Here is a 19,426-nt window from a genome sequence, read left to right as displayed (position 1 = left end):
TGATACTGCCCCACACGGGCGGAAAAGTAGGACACCGCCGAACACAAATTAGGATTACCCCCCACAATTGCGTGGGGGGTAATTCTTTTTGCGAGAATTCATGCCGAATTATCGCAGCGTCACCCAGTCCGGTAGAAAGGCATACGTGGTTCAAGACAGGCAGGGCGGCAACGGTGAGCGCCGGCGGCGCCCTTCGGGACATTCGGCGCCGCGCTCATCGGGCCCCAACCGGGCTCGTCGCGCACAACCGAAACATGATCGAGAACCACAGCGCCAGGCCGGCCCGCCGATCCCCGAGGACATCGAGGCCAAGCAGCTTTCGCCCGAAATCCGCGGGGAGCTCACAACTTTGGACCGCGCCACCGCGGATCTGGTGGCTCGCCATCTGGTGGCCGCCGGCGAACGTCTGGCCGACGACCCCCAGGCAGCGCTCGCCCACGCCCAGGCCGCCAAGACCCGCGCCGGCCGGATCGCCGCCGTGCGGGAGGCCGTCGGCATCGCCGCGTACCACTGCGGTGACTGGGCGCAGGCGCTCGCGGAGTTGCGTGCCGCGCGGCGCATGGGAAGCCGATCCACGCTGCTGCCGTTGATCGCCGACTGCGAACGCGGTGTCGGCCGTCCCGAACGCGCCATCGAACTGGCCCGCAGCGACGAGGCCGCGCAGCTCACCGGCGACGATGCCGACGAGCTGCGCATCGTCGTCGCCGGGGCCCGGTCTGATCTCGGGCAGCACGAACAAGCACTGGCGCTGCTGTCGTCACCGCCGCTGGATCCCGCTCGCACCGGACAGACCGCGGCCCGGCTCTTCTACGCTTACGCCGAAACGCTGCTGACCCTTGGCCGCAAGAGCGACGCCCTGCAGTGGTTCATCCACGCCGCGGCCGCCGACGTCGACGGCGCCACCGACGCCGAAGAGCGGATCACGGAGCTCAGCTGACGTGAGCGCCCTTGTCGAGGAACATGATTGCCTGCTGCTCGATCTCGACGGCACAGTGTTCCGCGGGCACGAGCCCACAACCGGGGCCGTCGACACCCTCGCGACGGTGAACGCCCGCGCCCTCTACGTCACCAACAATGCGTCGCGGGGGCCGGCCGAGGTCGCCCAACATCTGGTCGCCATGGGCTTCGCCGCGGCCCCCGAGGACGTCGTGACCAGCGCGCAAAGCGCCGCCAACCTGCTGGGGGAGCAGCTGCGTCCCGGCGCACTGGTTCTCGTCGTCGGCACCGACGCGCTGGCCACCGAAGTACGCCGGGTCGGGCTGAAACCGGTTCGCCGATGGACGAACGGACCAGTGGCGGTGGTGCAGGGACACTCGCCCCAGACCGGCTGGCCGGACCTGGCCGAAGCCGCGCTGGCGATCCGCAGCGGTGCGCTGTGGGTGGCCGCCAACGTGGACCTGACCCTGCCGTCCGAACGGGGACTGTTGCCGGGCAACGGGTCGATGGTGGCCGCACTGCGCGCGGCGACCGGCGCCGAACCGCAGGTCGCCGGCAAGCCGCATCCCACCCTGTTCGCAGACGCGTTGGCGCGCGGCGACTTTCGCGCGCCGCTGGTCGTCGGCGACCGGCTCGATACCGACATCGCAGGCGCCAACACAGCCCGGCTGCCGAGCCTCATGGTGCTCAGCGGCGTGAGCACCGCCGACGAGGTGGTGCGCGCCGCCGTCGGGGAACGACCCGACTACCTTGCCACCGACCTCCGTTCGCTGTACGCGCGCGCCGACGCGCTGCGCATCGACGCACACCCTGCCTGGCGTGTCGTCGTCGACTCCTCCGACGTGGTGGTCTCCTCGACCGGTCGGGATCCGGTCGAGGAGCTGTCGGTGGTCAGGGCCACCGCCAGTGCGGTGTGGAACGCCGGTCTCGACGGCAGCGCGGTCACGCTGCGCGCCGGCGACGACACCGCCCGACAGGCGCTGCAGCGGTGGTCCCTGCTCGGCCCGCCGCATCGGCTAGCGTGAGTACCGACATGAGTACGGACCCCGACCAGATTCGCGCACAGATCGCCGAGCTGCTCGCCGATCTGCCCGATCCTGCCCAAGACGGCGTCGAGTTGGCCGACGCCGACATCGACGCCCTGGCCGCCCGGCTCGAGGAGGCGCACGAGCTGCTGGTTCAGGCGCTCGAATCGGTCGAGAAGGGGTGACCGTCGGTGACGCGGCGGACACGTGTTGACGCCGAGCTGGTACGACGCGGGCTGGCCCGCTCACGCCAGCAGGCAGCCGAACTGATCGGGGCGGGACGGGTGAGCATCGACGGGATGCCCGCCGTCAAACCGGCCACCGCGGTCGCGGTCACCGCCAACCTCACCGTCGACGCCGACGAACGCAGCTGGGTGTCGCGGGGGGCCCACAAGCTGATCGGGGCGTTGGATCGGTTCGGGCTGACGGTGGAGGGCCGGCGCTGTCTGGATGCCGGGGCCTCCACCGGGGGTTTCACCGAGGTCCTGCTCGACAGGGGAGCCCGCGAAGTGGTGGCCGTCGACGTCGGCTACGGCCAGCTGGCCTGGTCGCTTCGCCGCGACCCGCGGGTGACGGTGCTGGAACGCACCAACGTGCGCGAGTTGACCGCCGACGCCATCGGCGGCACGGTCGATCTGGTGGTGGCCGACCTGTCGTTCATCTCGCTGTCCACGGTGCTGCCGGCGCTGACGTCGTGCGCGGCGCCCGACGCGGATATCGTTCCGATGGTGAAGCCGCAGTTCGAGGTTGGCAAAGACCGAGTCGGCGCGGGCGGAGTGGTCGCGGACCCGTCGCTGCGCGCCGACGCGGTGCTCGCCGTCGCCCGCCGCGCAGCCGAACTGCAGTGGCACACCGTGGCCGTCACCGCGAGCCCGTTGCCCGGGCCCGCCGGTAACGTCGAATACTTCCTGCACCTGCGTGCCCAAACCGACGCCGGCCTGCGGGGTGAGGCGCTCGTGCAGGCGATCTCGGACGCCGTCGCGGAGGGGCCGCAGTGACCGAACGCGCCGTTCTCCTCGTCGCACACACTGGGCGTGAAGACGTCACCGAGGTGGCGCGCCGCGTGCATAAAGTTCTGGGCGACAACGGAATCGTATTGCGGATGTTGTCGGCCGAAGCGGTCGACCGGGGACCGGCTCAGCTCTCCCCGGACGAGATGCGCGCGCTCGGTGTCGGAATCGAAGTGGTGGACGCCGACGAACGGGCCGCGGAGGGCTGCGAGCTGGTCCTGGTACTCGGCGGCGACGGCACCTTCCTGCGTGGCGCCGAGCTGGCCCGCAATGTCGAGATCCCGGTGCTGGGCGTCAATCTGGGCCGGATCGGGTTTCTCGCCGAGGCCGAGGCCGACTCCATCGACAACGTGCTCGAGCGCATCATCAAGCGTGACTACCGTGTCCAAGACCGCATGACCCTCGACGTCGTCGTGCGCCACGTGGGCAGGATCGTGGACCGTGGCTGGGCCCTCAACGAGGCCAGCGTGGAAAAGGGCCCTCGACTGGGCGTGCTCGGCGCGGTACTGGAAGTCGACGGGCGCCCCGTGTCATCCTTCGGCTGCGACGGCGTGCTGGTCGCGACGCCGACGGGATCGACCGCGTGGGCGTTCTCGGCGGGTGGACCGATCGTATGGCCGGACTTGGAGGCAATCCTGGTGGTGCCCAACAACGCTCACGCCCTGTTCGCGCGGCCGATGGTCACCAGCCCTGACGCGGCGATCGCGATCGAGATCGAGAGCCACGGCCACGACGCGCTGGTGTTCTGCGACGGCCGCCGCGAGATGGTGGTGCCCGCCGGCGGCCGCGTCGAGGTCACGCGTTGCGGCACCCCGGTGAAGTGGGTCCGCCTTGACAGCGCGCCGTTCACCGATCGTCTGGTGCGCAAGTTCCGGTTGCCGGTCACGGGGTGGCGCGGACAGTAGTGCTATCCGAGATCCGTATCGAGGCACTGGGCGCGATCAGCACCGCGACCGCCGAGTTCGATCGCGGGCTCACGGTGCTGACCGGTGAGACCGGTACCGGCAAGACGATGGTGGTCACCGGGCTGCACCTGCTCGGCGGGGGCCGCGCCGACGCCACCCGGGTGCGCACCGGCGCCAACCGCGCGGTCGTCGAAGGCCGGTTCACCACAACCGAACTGGGTGACGGTGTGGCTGCTCTGGTGGACGAGATCCTGGATTCCTCGGGAGCTGAACGCGACGACGACGGCAGCGTCATCGCCGCTCGCTCGGTGAGCAGGGACGGGCCGTCGCGCGCCTACCTCGGCGGGCGCAGTGTGCCCGCGAAGTCACTGAGCGGCTTCACCGCCCAGGTGCTCACCCTGCACGGCCAGAACGACCAACTGCGCCTGATGCGGCCGGATGAGCAGCGTGCGGCGCTGGATCGCTTCGCCGACATCGAAACCCAGCTCAAGCGTTACCGAACCGTGCGCGACGACTGGCTGGCGGCCCGTCGTGACCTCGCGGAACGCACCCAGCGGGCGCGGGAGATGGCGCAGGAAGCCGATCGGCTGAAGTTCGGTCTCGACGAAATCGACGCCGTCGCACCACAACCCGGCGAAGACGACGCGCTCGTCGAAGACATCAGGCGGCTCTCCGAGTTGGACGCGCTGCGCGATGCCGCACAGACCGCCCGCGCCGCGTTGTCCGGTGCGCCGGACGAGGATCCGGCGCACGACGCCGTTTCGGCCGTCGGCAGCGTCGGACAGGCCAAGTCGGGGTTGGAGAGCACCGACGACTCCGCTCTGCGGTCACTCGCCGAGCGGCTCGGCGAAGCCCAGACGATCATCGCCGACGTGGCCTCCGAACTCGGCGACTATCTGAGCGAATTACCCAGCGACGCCAGCACGTTGGAGGTCAAGCTGATGCGGCAGGCGGAGCTTCGCACGCTCACCCGCAAGTACGCCGCCGACATCGACGGTGTGCTGGAGTGGGCCCGCGAGGCGCGCGACCGGCTGGTGCAGCTCGACGTCTCCGAAGAGGCGCTGGCCGAGTTGGAGCGCCGCGTCGGGGAGCTGCAGACCAAGGTCGTCGCCGCGGCGACCGAACTCACCAAGGCGCGGACAAAGGCGGCCAAGGGGCTGTCCAAGGCCGTCACCGCCGAGCTGTCGGGGCTGGCCATGGCAGGCGCGCAGTTCACGGTCTCGGTGGCGCCGCTGGCAACGCGCGCCGATGACACGGCACCGATCACCCTGCCGTCGGGTCAGACGGTGCACGCCGGCCAATACGGCGTCGACGCCGTCGAGTTCGGTTTCGCGGCGCACCGCGGCACCGATCTTCTCCCGCTGAACAAGAGCGCGTCGGGCGGCGAGCTCTCACGCGTGATGCTGGCGCTCGAAGTGGTTCTGTCGGCATCGGCCGAAGGCACCACGATGGTCTTCGACGAGGTCGACGCGGGCGTCGGCGGCCGCGCAGCGGTGCAGATCGGCCGCCGGCTGGCCAGGCTCGCGCGCACGCACCAGGTCATCGTCGTCACCCATCTGCCGCAGGTCGCCGCCTACGCCGACGTCCACCTCGTGGTCGACAGCGGCGACGGCCGCGCCAAGGCCAGCGTGGTGCGGCGCCTGGACGACGAGGCGCGGGTGGCCGAACTGGCCCGCATGCTGGCCGGGCTGGGCGAGTCCGACAGCGGCCGCGCGCACGCCAGGGAGCTGTTGGAAGCGGCGCAGAAAGAACGCGCCGAGGGCGGCTAGCGACCCAGCACCGTGTCGATCAGGGCGGCGATGAACCGTGTATCCGGCGGTTCGGCGGTGGCCAACCGGCGGTAGAACAACGCGCCCGCCAGCGCCACCGATGCCGCGTCCGGATTGACGCGCGCCGGAAACTCGCCGTCGGCGACACCTGCGGCGATCGCATCGGTCAGGCGTTGCCGGCGGCGTCTCGAGTATCCCTGGAAGAACTCGCGGATGGCCGGATCGGATTCCGCGGCGTGCACCAGCGCGGGTATGCACGCCGAAACCGCCGAATCGCTGAGGGCCCGGGCGAGATGTCCGAGCAGGACCTCGACCCGCTCGCGGGCGCTGCCGGTGGGCACTTCGAGGGCGGGGTCGGGTTGGACGTTGAGGGTCTCGAGCGCATCGGCGATCAACGCATCCCTGTCCTGCCAGTGCCGATAGAGCGTGCTGCGGCCCACCCCCGCGCGCGCCGCGACCGCCTCCATCCGGAAGCCCGCGTGACCCGCCGAGGCGAACTCGTCCAGGGCGGCACGCAGGATCACCCTGCGGGAGTGCTCGACGCGTGGATCGACCTGACGTCTTTGGGACACTTGTGTATCGTAACTTATAGGAGGTGCGATTATGACAAGCATCAACGTTCGATACATCGTGGACGACCTCGACGCCGCCGTGCGGTTCTACACGACTGCGCTGCACTTCGAGGTGGCCATGCGTCCCGGCCCCGGGTTCGCGATGCTGCGCCGCGACGACTTGCGACTGCTGCTGAACACACCCGCCGGTGGCGGCGGCGCGGGCCACACCCTGAGCGACGGCAGCCGGCCGGTTCCTGGTGGCTGGAATCGATTTCAGCTCGAGGTCGATGATCTCGACGACACCGTTTCCGAGCTCACCGACGCCGGCGTGCCTTTCCGCGGCGAGCCGATCACCGGCCGAGGCGGCCGGCAAGCGCTGATCTGCGACCCTGCCGGCAACCTCGTGGAACTGTTCGAGCCGTTCCGGTGACGTGTTACGCATGTGACAAAAGGGATGGATGATACGGCGCGCCTCCGACAGATAGCGCGGTGATCTCGACAGAATCGCTTCCCATGAAGATGTCAGCCCTGCTATCTCGTAATGCCTCACGCCCGGGCATCGTCGGCACCGCCCGAGTGGACCGCGACATCGAGAGGCTGCTCCGACGAATCACGCCGGGCGACATCGTCGTCATAGACGCGCTGGATCTGGACCGGATCACCGCCGACGCGCTCGTGGAAGCCGGCGTCACCGCGGTCGTCAACGCCTCGCCGTCGATCTCCGGGCGCTACCCCAACCTCGGCCCCGAGGTCTTGGTCCTCAACGGCCTCACGCTGATCGACAACACCGGCGATGAGGTATTCAAGAAGGTCAAGGACGGCGCCCGGATACGGCTGCACGACGGCGGTGTCTACTCCGGGGACCGCCTGCTGATCCAGGGCGTGGAGCGCACCGACCACGACATCCACGAGCTCATGCACGAGGCCAAGAGCGGGCTGGTCGCCCACCTCGAGGCGTTCGCGGGCAACACGATCGAGTTCATCCGCAGCGAAAGCCCACTGCTCATCGACGGCATCGGCATTCCCGACATCGACGCGGACCTCAACCGCCGCCACGTGGTGATCGTGGCCGAGGACACCGGCGCCGCCGCCGACCTCAAGGCGCTCAAGCCGTTCATCAAGGAGTACCAACCGGTGCTGGTCGGCGTCGGCTCCGGCGCCGATATCCTGCGCAAGGCCGGATATCGGCCCCAGCTCATCGTCGGCGATCCCGACAAGATGAGCGCCGAGGTGCTCCGATGCGGTGCGCAGGTGGTGCTTCCCGCCGACGCCGACGGCCACGCGCCCGGGCTGGAACGGATTCAGGACCTGGGCGTCGGCGCCATGACCTTCCCGGCGGCCGGTTCGGCTGCCGACCTCGCGCTTCTGCTCTGCGACCACCACGGCGCCTCGCTGATCGTCACCGCGGGACACAGCGCGAGCATCGAGGAGTTCTTCGACCGCTCCCGCCAGCAGAGCAACCCGTCGACGTTCCTCACCCGGCTCAAGGTGGGGGAGAAGCTGGTCGACGCCAAAGCCGTGGCCACCCTGTATCGCAGCAGGGTGTCGGGCGGGGCGATCGCCCTGCTTGTGCTCGCCATGCTGGTAGCGGTGATCGTCGCCCTGTGGGTGGCCCGCGCCGACGCGGCCCTGCTGGACTGGGTCGCCGATTACTGGAATCGGTTCCTGCTCTGGGTACAGGGTTGGGTCACCTAGGAGTCACGCGTGATTTCCCTTCGCACACACGCGATCTCACTCGCCGCCGTCTTCCTCGCCTTGGCGATCGGCGTGGCACTGGGGTCTGGTCTGCTGTCCAACACGGTGCTGTCCGGTCTGCAGGACGACAAGCGCGACCTGCAGGTCAAGATCGACACGCTGAACACCGACAAGAACGCGCTGAACGAAAAGCTCAGCGCCGTTGAGGAATTCGATGCGCAGATGTCGCCGCGGATCCTTCGCGACACGATGAAGGACAAGTCGGTGGTGCTGTTTCGCACCCCCGACGCCGCCGACGGCGACGTCGACGCGCTGACCCGCCTGATCGGGCAGGCCGGCGCGACGGTCACCGGGACGATCGAGCTGACACAGGAATTCGTCACCGCCAACTCCGCCGACAAACTGCTGTCGGTGGTGAACTCCCCGATCGTGCCCGCGGGCAAGCAACTGAGCACGACCTCGGTGGATCAGGGGTCGCAGGCCGGCGACCTGTTGGGAATCACGTTGCTGATCAACAAGGATCCGAAGGTGACGCCGGTCGACGACGCGCAACGCGAGACTGTGTTGGCGACGCTGCGCGACACCGGCTTCATCACCTACGGCGACCAGCGCATGGGCGCGGCCGACACCGCGCTGATCATCACCGGAGGCGCATTGGGCGACGACGCCGGAAACCGCGGCTCCACCGTCGCCCGGTTCGCCGCGGGGCTGGCTCCACACGGGTCGGGCACCGTGCTCGCGGGCCGCGACGGCTCCGCCTCGGGCACCGCCGCCGTCGCGGTGACCCGGTCGGACGCGGGACTGAACTCCGCGGTGAGCACCGTCGACGACGTCGACGTCGAGGCCGGTCGGATCACCTCGGTGCTGGCGCTCAGCGATCTCGTCAACGGCGCCCGGCCTGGTCAGTACGGCATCGGGGCGGGTGCGACCTCGGTCACCGTCCCGCAGTGACATCCTCCGGCCAGCCCCGACGGCGCGTCAGCGCATGCTTGTCGGTGTCGGTGTTAAGGTGGGGTTCCGTGGGTCGGCAGGCCCCAAGCTCTAGGAATCGGCCTAGAAAAGTAAGCCCTGCCCGTCGTCACGGAGGTTGCTCTTGCCAGCGTTTCGCAAGCACCCGCAATCGGCCACCAAGCACCTCTTCGTCACGGGCGGGGTCGTCTCCTCTCTCGGCAAGGGCCTGACCGCGTCGAGCCTCGGCCAGCTACTCACCGCCCGGGGTCTGCACGTCACGATGCAGAAACTCGACCCCTACCTCAACGTCGACCCGGGCACCATGAACCCGTTCCAGCACGGCGAGGTGTTCGTCACCGAGGACGGGGCCGAGACCGACCTCGACGTCGGCCACTACGAGCGGTTCCTCGACCGCGACCTGACCGGCTCGGCCAATGTGACGACGGGACAGGTCTATTCGACGGTCATCGCCAAGGAACGCCGCGGCGAGTACCTGGGCGACACCGTGCAGGTGATTCCGCACATCACCGACGAGATCAAGCGGCGCATCCTGGAGATGGCCGAGCCCGACCCCTCCGGGCACCGCCCCGACGTGGTGATCACCGAAATCGGCGGCACCGTCGGCGATATCGAATCGCTGCCGTTCCTGGAGGCCGCGCGCCAGGTCCGCCACGAGGTCGGCCGGGAGAACTGCTTCTTCCTGCACTGCTCACTGGTGCCCTTCATGGCGCCCTCCGGCGAACTGAAGACCAAGCCGACACAGCATTCGGTGGCCGCGCTGCGCAGCATCGGTATCACCCCCGACGCGTTGATCCTGCGCAGCGACCGCGACGTGCCCGAACCGCTGAAGAACAAGATCGCCCTGATGTGCGACGTCGACATCGACGGCGTGATCTCCACCCCGGACGCCCCGTCGATCTACGACATCCCCAAAGTGCTGCACCGGGAGGAACTCGACGCCTACGTGGTGCGCCGGCTGAACCTGGCGTTCCGCGACGTCGACTGGACGCAGTGGAACGACCTGCTGCAGCGCGTGCACGATCCCCACGAGACGGTGCGAATCGCCTTGGTGGGTAAGTACATCGACCTTTCCGATGCCTACCTGTCGGTGGCCGAAGCGCTGCGGGCCGGCGGGTTCAAGCACCGCGCGAAGGTGGAGATGCGCTGGGTCGCCTCCGACGACTGTGAAACCGAGAGCGGCGTGGCCGCGGCGCTGCAGGACGTACACGCGGTGCTGATCCCAGGCGGGTTCGGGATCCGCGGCATCGAAGGCAAGATCGGCGCCATCAGCTACGCCCGCAAACGCAAGCTCCCGGTCCTGGGGCTGTGCCTCGGGCTGCAGTGCATCGTCATCGAGGCGGCGCGCTCGGTCGGGCTGACCGAGGCCAACTCCGCCGAGTTCGACCCCGACACCCCCGACCCGGTGATCTCCACGATGGCCGACCAGCGGGACGCGGTCGCCGGCACCGCCGATCTGGGCGGCACCATGCGGCTGGGGGCCTATCCGGCCGTGCTGGCGCCCGGTTCGATTGTGGCGCAGGCCTACCAGGCCACCGAGGTATCCGAGCGGCACCGGCACCGCTACGAGGTCAACAACGCCTATCGCGACCGCATCGCCGAGAGCGGGCTGCGGTTCTCCGGCATCTCCCCGGACGGCCACCTGGTGGAGTTCGTCGAGTACGACCGCGACGTGCACCCGTTCCTCGTCGGTACCCAGGCGCATCCGGAGCTCAAGAGCCGCCCCACCCGGCCCCATCCGCTGTTCGTCGCGTTCGTCGGCGCGGCGCTGAACTACAAGGCAGAGGAACGGCTTCCGGGGATGGACATCCCGGAGCACGCAAACGGAGCGGAGCATCCCGAGGAGATCGGGCAACTGATTCAGGAGCCCGAGCTGCAAAAGTCGCAAGTCCGTGGCTGAGCACGACTTCGAGACCGTCGCCTCCGAAACGATCTACGTCGGACAGATCTTTGCCATCCGCGGCGACGAGGTCCGGATGCCCGGGGGCAACATCGCGCGCCGCGAAGTGGTCGAACACTACGGCGCGGTGGCGGTGCTCGCGATGGACGATGACCGCAACGTCATGCTCGTCTACCAGTACCGCCACCCGTTCGGGAGGCGGTTGTGGGAACTGCCCGCCGGGTTGCTGGATTGCGGCGGCGAACCACCCCACATCACCGCCGCACGCGAGCTGAAGGAAGAAGCCGGCCTGACCGCGACGACGTGGCACACGCTCGTCGACCTCGACTCGGCGCCCGGCTTCTCCGACGAGAGCGTGCGCGTGTACCTCGCAACCGGGTTGACCGACGTCGGCAGGCCCGAGGCCCACGACGAGGAGGCCGACCTGACGGTGCAGTGGTACCCGCTGGAGCAGGCGGTGCAGATGGTCCTGGTCGGCGAGATCGTCAATTCCGTTGCGGTTGGCGGGATTCTGGCCGCCTACACCGTCACCGATGTCTCGACGCTGCGACCCGTAGACACCCCCTGGACGGACCGGCCGACCGCGTTCGCGCGGCGCAAGGGGCTGTTGTGACCACCTTGCGCACGGCGCTGGAAGGCCAGGTCCAGGGCTACCTCGACCACCTGACCATCGAGCGTGGCGTCGCGGCCAACACGTTGAGCTCCTACCGCCGCGATCTGCGCCGCTACACCGAACACCTGACGTTGCGCGGAATCGCGGATCTGGCCGACGTGGCCGAAACCGACGTCAGTGACTTCCTGGTCGCGCTGCGGCGCGGCGACCCCGATACCGGAACGACCGCGCTGTCGGCGGTGTCGGCGGCGCGGGCGTTGATCGCCGTGCGCGGGTTGCACCGGTTCGCCGCCGCCGAGGGGCTCACCCCGGTCGATGTCGCCTCGGCCGTCAAGCCGCCCACCTCCAGCCGCCGCCTGCCCAAGAGCCTCACGATCGACGAGGTGCTGGCGCTGCTGGAGGCCGCCGGCGGCGACAGCGAGGCCGACGGGCCCTTGACGCTGCGCAACCGGGCGCTGCTGGAGCTGCTCTACTCGACCGGTGCCCGCATCTCGGAGGCCGTCGGGCTCGACGTCGACGACGTCGACACGCAGGCGCGGTCGGTGCTGCTGCGCGGCAAGGGCGGCAAGCACCGGCTGGTGCCGATCGGCCGGCCCGCGGTCACCGCGCTGGACGCCTACTTCGTGCGCGGCCGACCCGAGTTGGCGCGTCGCGGCCGGGGCAACGCGGCGATCTTCCTCAACGCCCGCGGCGGGCGGCTGTCGCGGCAGAGCGCCTGGCAGGTGCTGCAGGACTCGGCCGAACGGGCCGGCATCACCGCCGCCGTCTCGCCGCATGTGCTGCGGCACTCGTTCGCCACCCATCTGCTCGACGGCGGCGCCGACGTCCGCGTCGTGCAGGAACTCCTCGGCCACGCCTCGGTGACGACGACGCAGATCTACACCATGGTCACCGTCACCGCGCTGCGGGAGGTCTGGGCCGGCGCCCACCCGCGGGCCCGCTGATCAGGCGCCGATACCGCTTTAACGGGTTGATCACCTGCACCTGCTGCATGGAAATCACCTGCTAGTGCCCAAAAGGGACAGTCACTGGCCCAGGTACTCCGACTCCAGCACCAGGTCGGGCAGCATCGACTGATACTCCACGTGGGTCTTGTGCTCGACCGTGTTCCACAGCTTGCCCTGCTGCTCGGCCATGTAGGCCCGGTACTTCGGGGCGCCGGGGATCCGGACGTTGTCGGCGACGACGATCGAACCGGGGTGTAGCCATCCCCGGTCGAGCACGCTCTGCAGATCCGACAAATACGCGCGCTTGTCGTGGTCGATGAACATCACGTCCAGCGCACCCGCGGTGAAGCCGTGCTCGGCGGCCAGCACGTCGAGGGTCTTGCCGCCGTCGCCGAGCGTGCCGACCACGCACGAGACCCGGTCGTCGACCCCGGCGTGCGCCCAGATCCGCCGGGCCACTTCGGCGTTGGCCGTGGCGAACTCGACGGAGACCACCCGGGCGGCCGGGGCCGCACGCGCCAGCCGCAACGCGCCGTATCCGCAGTACGTGCCGAGTTCGAGCACCAGTCGCGGGTCGGCCCGGCGGACGGCGGCGTCGAGCAGCGCACCCTTCTCATCGCCGACGTTCATCAGCATCGACTTGTTGTAGGCGAAGTCGTCGATGGCGGACAGCACGTCGTCGACGTCGCCGCGGCGCGCATTCTGCTCGACGAAGGCCGCGCAGGCCTGTTCGCGGCCGTCGCCGATCTGACCCGTTTTCATCATGCCGGGCAAACCCAATGCGAAGCGCCAGACCGACCAGCGAAGGAACGGCACCTTCTGCTTCAGTCCCATGAGGACACCCTATGCCGCCCGTCCGCCCGGTCGCCCCGCATGTTGCCCAGCGGGTCTGACCATCCAGGGACGCTTGTCCCGTTAAACTTGCCCGGATGTTCGCCATGCGCTTGCGGTACCTGACCAGGGGTGGTGGCGCATGAGCGACGACAGCGACGACGCCACGGTGGGCCTGACCGGCCGTCCGCCCAGGCCGATTCCCGAACCCAGACCCAGGTCGGTGCACGGCCCGGCCAAGGTCATCGCGATGTGCAACCAGAAGGGCGGCGTGGGCAAGACGACGTCGACCATCAACCTGGGCGCCAGCCTGGCCGAATACGGGCGCCGGGTGCTGCTGGTGGATCTGGATCCGCAGGGGGCGCTGTCGGCGGGGCTGGGGGTCCCGCACTACGAGCTCGAGCACACCGTGCACAACCTGCTCGTCGAGCCGCGGGTGTCGATCGACGACGTGCTGGTCAACACCCGGGTCAAGGGCATGGACCTGGTGCCCAGCAACATCGACCTGTCGGCCGCCGAGATCCAGCTGGTCAACGAGGTGGGCCGCGAGCAGTCCCTGGCCCGAGCGCTGTATCCGGTGCTGGACCGCTACGACTACGTGCTGATCGACTGCCAGCCGTCGCTGGGACTGCTCACGGTGAACGGCCTGGCCTGCAGCGACGGCGTGATCATCCCGACCGAGTGCGAGTTCTTCTCGCTGCGCGGCCTGGCGCTGCTGACCGACACCGTCGACAAGGTGCGCGACCGGCTGAACCCCAAGCTCAAGATCAGCGGCATCCTCGTCACCCGATACGACCCGCGCACCGTAAACTCGCGCGAGGTGATGGCCCGAGTGGTGGAGCGGTTCGGCGACCTGGTGTTCGACACCGTGATCACGCGGACGGTGCGGTTCCCGGAGACAAGTGTGGCCGGCGAGCCGATCACCACGTGGGCGCCCAAATCCAGTGGTGCGGCGGCCTATCGGGCGTTGGCTCGCGAAGTCATCGACCGGTTTGGCGCGTGAACGCCCAGACCCAATCGGACCAAACGGAACAGTCGGGGTTCCAGGTCCGGCTGAGCAATTTCGAGGGTCCCTTCGACCTGCTGCTGCAGCTGATCTTCGCGCACCGGCTCGACGTCACCGAGGTGGCGCTGCACCAGGTGACCGACGAGTTCATCGCCTACACCAAGGCGATCGGCCCGCAGCTCGAACTCGAGGAGACCACGGCGTTTCTGGTGGTCGCCGCGACACTGCTCGACCTCAAGGCCGCGCGGCTTCTGCCCGCCGGAGAAGTGCACGACGAGGAGGACCTCGCGCTGCTGGAGGTGCGTGACCTGCTGTTCGCGCGGCTGCTGCAGTACCGGGCGTTCAAGCACGTCGCCGAGATGTTCGCCGAACTCGAGGCCGCCGCGCTGCGCAGCTACCCACGCGCGGTGTCGCTGGAGGACCGCTACCAAGACCTGCTGCCCGAGGTGATGCTGGGCGTCGACGCCGAGAGCTTCGCCCAGATCGCCGCCGCCGCCTTCACACCGCGACCGGTGCCGACGGTGGGAACCGACCACCTGCACCAGGTCGGGGTGTCGGTGCCCGAACAGGTGGCTAACCTGATGGTGCTGCTCGAGAACCGCGGGGTGGGGCAGTGGGCGTCGTTTCGCGAGCTGGTCGCCGACTGTCAGGCGCCGATCGAGATCGTCGGCCGGTTCCTCGCGCTGCTCGAGCTGTACCGCGCCAGGGCAGTAGCATTCGAACAACCAGAACCGCTTGGTGTGCTCCAGATTTCGTGGACCGGAGAACGCCCGACCGAACAACACCTCGCGGCGGAAGTAGACCACTATGACTGACAATGACTGACAATGACTGACAACCACGACGCTGAGCCGACGACGGGCGCCGACCTGGGCATCGACGTCGCGACCGCGCCCGAACTCGAGGATTCCGAACTCGGCGCGGTGCTGGAGGCGCTGTTGTTGGTGGTCGACACCCCGGTGACCGTCGAGCAGCTGGCCGTGGCCACCGAACAGCCCGCGCACCGGGTGGCCGAGAAGCTGCGGTCGATGGCCGAGGAGCTCAGCGCCCGCGACAGCGGCATCGACCTGCGCGAGGCCGGCGGCGGATGGCGGATGTACACGCGGGCCCGCTTCGCGCCCTACGTCGAACGGTTGTTGCTCGACGGGGCACGGTCCAAGCTGACCCGCGCCGCGCTGGAGACGCTGGCGGTGGTCGCGTACCGGCAGCCGGTGACCCGTGCCCGGGTCAGCGCGGTGCGGGGGGTCAACGTGGACGCGGTGATGCGCACACTCATGGCGCGCGGGCTGATCACCGAAGCGGGCACCGACCCGGATTCCGGCGCGGTGACCTTCGCGACCACCGAGTTGTTCCTGGAGCGCCTCGGTCTCACCTCGCTTGCCGATCTGCCCGACATCGCGCCGCTGCTTCCCGACGTCGACGTGATCGACGATCTGAGCGAATCGCTCACCGAGGAACCGCGTTTCATGAAGCTCAACGGCGCTGCGCCGCCCGAACAGCCGATGTCATTTGACGTGGACCAGCATTCGGATGGCTGATTCCGACGGTGTGCGACTGCAGAAAGTGTTGTCACAGGCCGGAATTGCCTCACGCCGCGTCGCCGAGAAGATGATCCTCGACGGTCGGGTCGAGGTGGACGGCCGGGTGGTCACCGAGTTGGGCACCCGGGTGGATCCCGACGTGTCGGTGATCCGGGTCGACGGCGCCAAGGTGGTGGTGGACGACACCCTGGTACACCTGGCGATCAACAAACCCAAGGGCATGCATTCGACGATGTCCGACGACCGGGGCAGGCCGTGCATCGGCGACCTGGTCGAGCACCGGGTACGGGGCAACAAGAAGCTCTTTCACGTCGGCCGCCTCGACGCCGACACCGAGGGGTTGATGCTGCTGACCAACGACGGTGAGCTGGCGCACCGGCTGATGCACCCGTCCTACGAGGTGCCCAAGACCTACCTGGCGACCGTGCTGGGCACGGTGCCGCGCGGGCTCGGACGCAAGCTGCGCGCCGGTGTCGAACTGGACGACGGTCCTGCCCGCGTGGACGATTTCGCCGTGGTCGACAAGGTGCCGGGCAAGACGCTGGTGCGGGTGACCCTGCACGAGGGGCGCAAACGGATCGTGCGTCGTCTGCTCGCCGCCGTGGGCTTTCCGGTGCAGGAACTGGTGCGCACCGACATCGGCGCGGTCTCGCTGGGCGATCAGCGGCCGGGCAGCATCCGGGTGCTGACCCAGAAGGAACTCGGCGAGCTGTACAAGGCGGTCGGACTGTGAGCGAGACGCTGGTGATCGCCGTCGACGGCCCGGCGGGGACCGGAAAGTCCACGGTATCAAGGGGATTGGCGCGTACACTCGGTGCGCGCTATCTCGATACCGGCGCGATGTACCGGGTCGTGACGCTGGCCGCGATGCGCGCGGGCGTGGATCTGCACGACACCCCGGCCATTGAATCGGTCACCAAGGACGTGCCGCTGTCGGTCGGCGACGATCCCGACAAGGACGAGGCATACCTTGACGCGGAGGACGTTTCGGCCGAGATCCGCGGCGAGGCGGTCACCAAGGCGGTCTCGGCGGTCTCGGCGGTGCCCGCTGTCCGGGCGCGGCTGGTCGGGCTGCAGCGGGAACTGGCGTCGGGCCCGGGCAGCATCGTCGTGGAGGGCCGTGACATCGGCACCGTGGTGCTGCCCGACGCCGACCTGAAGGTCTTCCTGACCGCCTCGCCGGAGGTGCGCGCGCGACGGCGCAACGAGCAGAACATCGCCGCAGGCCTCGGCGACGACTACGAGGCCGTGCTGGCCGATGTGCAGCGCCGCGACCACCTGGACTCCAACCGCCCGGTGTCGCCGCTGCGGGCCGCCGACGACGCCGTGGTGATCGACACCAGCGACATGTCGGCCGCCGAGGTCGTCGAGCAGCTGTTGGCACTCGTTCGGGAGCGCACGGGGGCGACGCCATGACCGGCGACGGCACGTGGAGCGACGAAAGCGACTGGCAGATAGGCCCAGACGACGTCGCGGAGGCGGTCGAGGAGGCCACGGCGGCACCACCCGTGGTCGCGGTCGTCGGGCGCCCGAACGTCGGCAAGTCCACGCTGGTGAACCGGATCCTGGGCCGGCGCCAGGCGGTGGTACAGGACGTGCCCGGCGTGACGCGCGACCGGGTCTCCTACGACGCCGAGTGGGCGGGCCGGCGCTTCGTGGTCCAGGACACCGGCGGATGGGAACCCGACGCCAAGGGCTTGCAACAGCTGGTGGCCGAGCAGGCCTCGGTGGCGATGCGCACAGCCGACGCGATCATCTTCGTGGTCGACGCGGTGGTCGGAGCGACCACCGCCGACGAGGCGGCGGCCCGGATATTGCAGCGCTCGGGTAAGCCGGTGTTCCTGGCGGCCAACAAAGTTGACAGCGAACGCGGAGAGGCCGACGCCGCCGCGTTGTGGTCGCTGGGCCTCGGCGAGCCGCACCCGATCAGCGCAATGCACGGCCGCGGGGTGGCCGATCTGCTCGACAACGTCATCGAGGCGCTGCCCGAAGTGTCGGGGCTTTCCTCGGGCGGGGCAGGCCCGCGTCGAGTTGCGTTGGTGGGCAAGCCGAATGTCGGCAAGAGCTCGCTGTTGAACCGGCTCGCGGGCGATGAACGCTCGGTGGTCCACGACGTCGCGGGAACGACGGTCGACCCAGTCGACTCGCTGATCGAAATGGACGGCAAGCTCTGGCGTTTCATCGACACCGCGGGGCTGCGGCGCAAGGTCGGGCAGGCCAGCGGGCACGAGTTCTACGCGTCGGTGCGCACGCACGGCGCGATCGACGCCGCCGAGGTGGCCATCGTGTTGATCGACGCGTCGCAGCCGCTGACCGAGCAGGACCAACGGGTGATTTCGATGGTCATCGAGGCGGGCCGGGCGCTGGTGTTGGCGTTCAACAAGTGGGACCTGGTCGACGAGGACCGCCGGTATCTGATGGAGCGCGAGATCGACCGAGAGTTGGCGCATGTGCACTGGGCGCCGCGGGTCAACATCTCGGCCAAGACCGGCCGGGCGGTGCAGAAACTGGTGCCGGCGCTGGAACGGGCGCTGGAGTCGTGGGACACCCGGGTGCCGACCGGGCGGCTGAACACGTTCCTCAAGGAGGTCGTCGCCGCGCAGCCCCCGCCGGTGCGCGGCGGCAAGCAGCCCCGCATCCTGTTCGCCACCCAGGCCGCCGCGCGTCCGCCGACGTTCGTGTTGTTCACCACCGGGTTCATCGAGGCCGGCTACCGGCGGTTCCTGGAACGGCGGCTGCGGGAGACGTTCGGGTTCGAGGGCAGCCCGATCCGCATCAACGTGCGGGTCCGGGAGAAGCGGAGCGCCCGCTCCCGCTGACCCCCTGCGATTAGGGTGGCCCGGTGCCCGTCGTCGACATGATCTTGATCGCGTTGGCCGGCGTCGGCGCCGGCGCCATCAACGCGCTGGTGGGCTCCGGCACGCTGATCACGTTCCCGACGCTGGTGGCGCTCGGGTATCCGCCGGTGACGTCGACGATGTCCAACGCGGTCGGGTTGGTGGCGGGCAGCCTGTCGGGCACCTGGGGGTACCGGCGCGAGCTGCGCGGCCAGTGGCGACGGCTGGCGTGGCAGCTGCCTGCCTCGTTCATCGGCGCGGGCCTTGGCGCGTTTCTGCTGCTGCACCTGCCGGAGACGGTGTTCGAGCAGGTGGTGCCGGTGCTGCTGGTGGTTGCGCTGGCGCTGGTGGTGGTGGGCCCGCGGATTCAGGCCTATGCGCGGCAGCGGGCCGAGGCGGCCGGGCGGTCCGCCGACGACCTGTCCGCGACGCGGATGGCGGCGCTGGTGGCGGCCACGTTCGCGATCGGCGTCTACGGCGGCTACTTCACCGCGGCGCAGGGCATCATGCTGATCGCCGCGATGGGCGCGCTGCTGCCGGAGGACATGCAGCGGATGAACGCGGCCAAGAACCTGCTGTCGTTGGTGGTCAACGTCGTCGCGGCCGCGGCGTACATCCTCGTGGCGTTCGACCGGATCAGCTGGGAGGCGGCCGGGTTGATCGCGGTCGGATCGCTGATCGGCGGCTACCTCGGCGCGCATTACGGCCGGCGGCTGTCCCCGAACGCGTTGCGGGCAGTGATCGTCGTCGTGGGAACAATCGGCCTGTACCGATTGCTGACGGTGTAAACGCCTTGGGTAGGCTGCCGGGAAACCGGCGTTCCGCGAGAGGGAGATCAGGTGGCTGAACGCGAGTTCCGCGTCGCACCGTCGGCCCTCTGCGCGTTGG

At 69.1% G+C, this 19,426-nt stretch carries 21 protein-coding genes; 19 read left to right on the top strand and 2 right to left on the bottom strand.

Going from position 1 to position 19,426, the window contains the following annotated elements:
• Positions 1-100 precede the first annotated feature (100 nt).
• From MELE44368_RS19285 to recN, 6 genes are read left to right on the top strand one after another with little or no spacing between them, the layout of a single operon-like run.
• Positions 101-937 (top strand): tetratricopeptide repeat protein, encoded by an 837-nt coding sequence (locus tag MELE44368_RS19285; protein WP_128109976.1) that lies wholly within the window; start codon positions 101-103, stop codon positions 935-937.
• Between the two features lies 1 nt (position 938).
• Positions 939-1,961 carry an HAD-IIA family hydrolase gene (locus MELE44368_RS19280; protein ID WP_128109975.1) on the top strand — a complete coding sequence of 341 codons (1,023 nt, stop codon included), beginning with the start codon at positions 939-941 and terminating at the stop codon, positions 1,959-1,961.
• Between the two features lie 8 nt (positions 1,962-1,969).
• On the top strand, positions 1,970-2,146 hold the full coding sequence (locus MELE44368_RS26725) for a hypothetical protein (protein WP_164890158.1): 177 nt from the start codon (positions 1,970-1,972) through the stop codon (positions 2,144-2,146).
• A gap of 6 nt (positions 2,147-2,152) precedes the next feature.
• Entirely contained in the window at positions 2,153-2,959 is an 807-nt protein-coding gene (locus MELE44368_RS19275) for a TlyA family RNA methyltransferase (protein WP_128109974.1), read from the top strand.
• Entirely contained in the window at positions 2,956-3,876 is a 921-nt protein-coding gene (locus MELE44368_RS19270; RefSeq protein WP_128109973.1) for an NAD kinase, read from the top strand. The genes MELE44368_RS19275 and MELE44368_RS19270 overlap by 4 nt, the downstream gene beginning before the upstream one ends.
• Positions 3,876-5,645 carry a DNA repair protein RecN gene (gene recN / locus MELE44368_RS19265; RefSeq protein WP_128109979.1) on the top strand — a complete coding sequence of 590 codons (1,770 nt, stop codon included), beginning with the start codon at positions 3,876-3,878 and terminating at the stop codon, positions 5,643-5,645. The genes MELE44368_RS19270 and recN overlap by 1 nt, the downstream gene beginning before the upstream one ends.
• Here recN and MELE44368_RS19260 read toward each other — a convergent pair.
• A complete protein-coding gene (locus tag MELE44368_RS19260) occupies positions 5,642-6,217 on the bottom strand; it encodes a TetR/AcrR family transcriptional regulator (RefSeq protein ID WP_241566689.1) in 576 nt (191 codons plus the stop codon). The genes recN and MELE44368_RS19260 overlap by 4 nt on opposite strands.
• A gap of 31 nt (positions 6,218-6,248) precedes the next feature.
• Here MELE44368_RS19260 and MELE44368_RS19255 point away from each other — a divergent pair, with 31 nt between their 5' ends.
• The 6 genes from MELE44368_RS19255 to xerD all read left to right on the top strand — a co-directional run bounded on the left by MELE44368_RS19255 (position 6,249) and on the right by xerD (position 12,320).
• A complete protein-coding gene (locus MELE44368_RS19255; protein ID WP_128109971.1) occupies positions 6,249-6,629 on the top strand; it encodes a VOC family protein in 381 nt (126 codons plus the stop codon).
• Positions 6,630-6,712: 83 nt separating this feature from the next.
• Positions 6,713-7,894: a putative cytokinetic ring protein SteA gene (gene steA, locus MELE44368_RS19250; RefSeq protein WP_128109970.1), complete on the top strand. Its 1,182-nt coding sequence runs from the start codon at positions 6,713-6,715 to the stop codon at positions 7,892-7,894.
• 9 nt (positions 7,895-7,903) lie between these two features.
• Positions 7,904-8,845, top strand: a complete 942-nt coding sequence (locus MELE44368_RS19245) for a copper transporter (protein ID WP_128109969.1) — start codon at positions 7,904-7,906, stop codon at positions 8,843-8,845.
• A 142-nt stretch (positions 8,846-8,987) separates the two neighbouring features.
• Entirely contained in the window at positions 8,988-10,763 is a 1,776-nt protein-coding gene (locus MELE44368_RS19240; protein WP_128109968.1) for a CTP synthase, read from the top strand.
• Positions 10,756-11,376: an NUDIX domain-containing protein gene (locus MELE44368_RS19235; protein WP_128109967.1), complete on the top strand. Its 621-nt coding sequence runs from the start codon at positions 10,756-10,758 to the stop codon at positions 11,374-11,376. The genes MELE44368_RS19240 and MELE44368_RS19235 overlap by 8 nt, the downstream gene beginning before the upstream one ends.
• Positions 11,373-12,320: a site-specific tyrosine recombinase XerD gene (xerD, locus tag MELE44368_RS19230; protein ID WP_128109966.1), complete on the top strand. Its 948-nt coding sequence runs from the start codon at positions 11,373-11,375 to the stop codon at positions 12,318-12,320. Before MELE44368_RS19235 ends, xerD begins: the two co-directional genes overlap by 4 nt.
• Positions 12,321-12,401: 81 nt before the next feature.
• Here xerD and MELE44368_RS19225 read toward each other — a convergent pair whose 3' ends face one another.
• Entirely contained in the window at positions 12,402-13,157 is a 756-nt protein-coding gene (locus MELE44368_RS19225) for an O-methyltransferase (RefSeq protein ID WP_128109965.1), read from the bottom strand.
• A 139-nt stretch (positions 13,158-13,296) separates the two neighbouring features.
• Here MELE44368_RS19225 and MELE44368_RS19220 point away from each other — a divergent pair, with 139 nt between their 5' ends.
• Genes MELE44368_RS19220 through MELE44368_RS19190 form a run of 7 tightly spaced genes read left to right on the top strand, consistent with a single transcriptional unit; the run spans position 13,297 to position 19,326 of the window.
• On the top strand, positions 13,297-14,157 hold the full coding sequence (locus MELE44368_RS19220) for a ParA family protein (protein ID WP_164890157.1): 861 nt from the start codon (positions 13,297-13,299) through the stop codon (positions 14,155-14,157).
• Positions 14,154-14,975 (top strand): segregation/condensation protein A, encoded by an 822-nt coding sequence (locus tag MELE44368_RS19215; protein WP_128109964.1) that lies wholly within the window; start codon positions 14,154-14,156, stop codon positions 14,973-14,975. The genes MELE44368_RS19220 and MELE44368_RS19215 overlap by 4 nt, the downstream gene beginning before the upstream one ends.
• Before the next feature lie 12 nt (positions 14,976-14,987).
• Positions 14,988-15,698, top strand: a complete 711-nt coding sequence (scpB, locus tag MELE44368_RS19210; RefSeq protein ID WP_128109963.1) for an SMC-Scp complex subunit ScpB — start codon at positions 14,988-14,990, stop codon at positions 15,696-15,698.
• Positions 15,691-16,434, top strand: a complete 744-nt coding sequence (locus tag MELE44368_RS19205) for a pseudouridine synthase (RefSeq protein WP_128109962.1) — start codon at positions 15,691-15,693, stop codon at positions 16,432-16,434. The genes scpB and MELE44368_RS19205 overlap by 8 nt, the downstream gene beginning before the upstream one ends.
• Complete coding sequence (gene cmk / locus MELE44368_RS19200) at positions 16,431-17,117, top strand: (d)CMP kinase (RefSeq protein ID WP_128109961.1); 687 nt, start codon at positions 16,431-16,433, stop codon at positions 17,115-17,117. Before MELE44368_RS19205 ends, cmk begins: the two co-directional genes overlap by 4 nt.
• The gene (gene der, locus MELE44368_RS19195; protein WP_128109960.1) at positions 17,114-18,520 is read left to right on the top strand and encodes a ribosome biogenesis GTPase Der; all 1,407 of its coding nucleotides are present in this window, start codon (positions 17,114-17,116) and stop codon (positions 18,518-18,520) included. The genes cmk and der overlap by 4 nt, the downstream gene beginning before the upstream one ends.
• Before the next feature lie 38 nt (positions 18,521-18,558).
• The gene (locus tag MELE44368_RS19190; RefSeq protein WP_128109977.1) at positions 18,559-19,326 is read left to right on the top strand and encodes a sulfite exporter TauE/SafE family protein; all 768 of its coding nucleotides are present in this window, start codon (positions 18,559-18,561) and stop codon (positions 19,324-19,326) included.
• Positions 19,327-19,426: the final 100 nt, after the last annotated feature.

Origin of the sequence: Mycolicibacterium elephantis DSM 44368, from assembly GCF_004014805.1 — a bacterium.
Taxonomy (GTDB): domain Bacteria; phylum Actinomycetota; class Actinomycetes; order Mycobacteriales; family Mycobacteriaceae; genus Mycobacterium; species Mycobacterium elephantis.
This window is presented reverse-complemented; position numbering and strand designations above follow the sequence as displayed.

Bases quoted from the DNA above. Each gene is read 5' to 3' on its own strand.
- MELE44368_RS19285 (WP_128109976.1), top strand. From the start codon at position 101: ATGCCGAATTATCGCAGCGTCACCCAGTCCGGTAGAAAGGCATACGTG.
- MELE44368_RS26725 (WP_164890158.1), top strand. From the start codon at position 1,970: ATGAGTACGGACCCCGACCAGATTCGCGCACAGATCGCCGAGCTGCTC.
- MELE44368_RS19255 (WP_128109971.1), top strand. From the start codon at position 6,249: ATGACAAGCATCAACGTTCGATACATCGTGGACGACCTCGACGCCGCC.
- steA (WP_128109970.1), top strand. From the start codon at position 6,713: ATGAAGATGTCAGCCCTGCTATCTCGTAATGCCTCACGCCCGGGCATC.
- MELE44368_RS19225 (WP_128109965.1), bottom strand. From the start codon at position 13,157: ATGGGACTGAAGCAGAAGGTGCCGTTCCTTCGCTGGTCGGTCTGGCGC.
- MELE44368_RS19220 (WP_164890157.1), top strand. From the start codon at position 13,297: ATGAGCGACGACAGCGACGACGCCACGGTGGGCCTGACCGGCCGTCCG.
- scpB (WP_128109963.1), top strand. From the start codon at position 14,988: ATGACTGACAACCACGACGCTGAGCCGACGACGGGCGCCGACCTGGGC.
- MELE44368_RS19205 (WP_128109962.1), top strand. From the start codon at position 15,691: ATGGCTGATTCCGACGGTGTGCGACTGCAGAAAGTGTTGTCACAGGCC.
- der (WP_128109960.1), top strand. From the start codon at position 17,114: ATGACCGGCGACGGCACGTGGAGCGACGAAAGCGACTGGCAGATAGGC.
- MELE44368_RS19190 (WP_128109977.1), top strand. From the start codon at position 18,559: ATGATCTTGATCGCGTTGGCCGGCGTCGGCGCCGGCGCCATCAACGCG.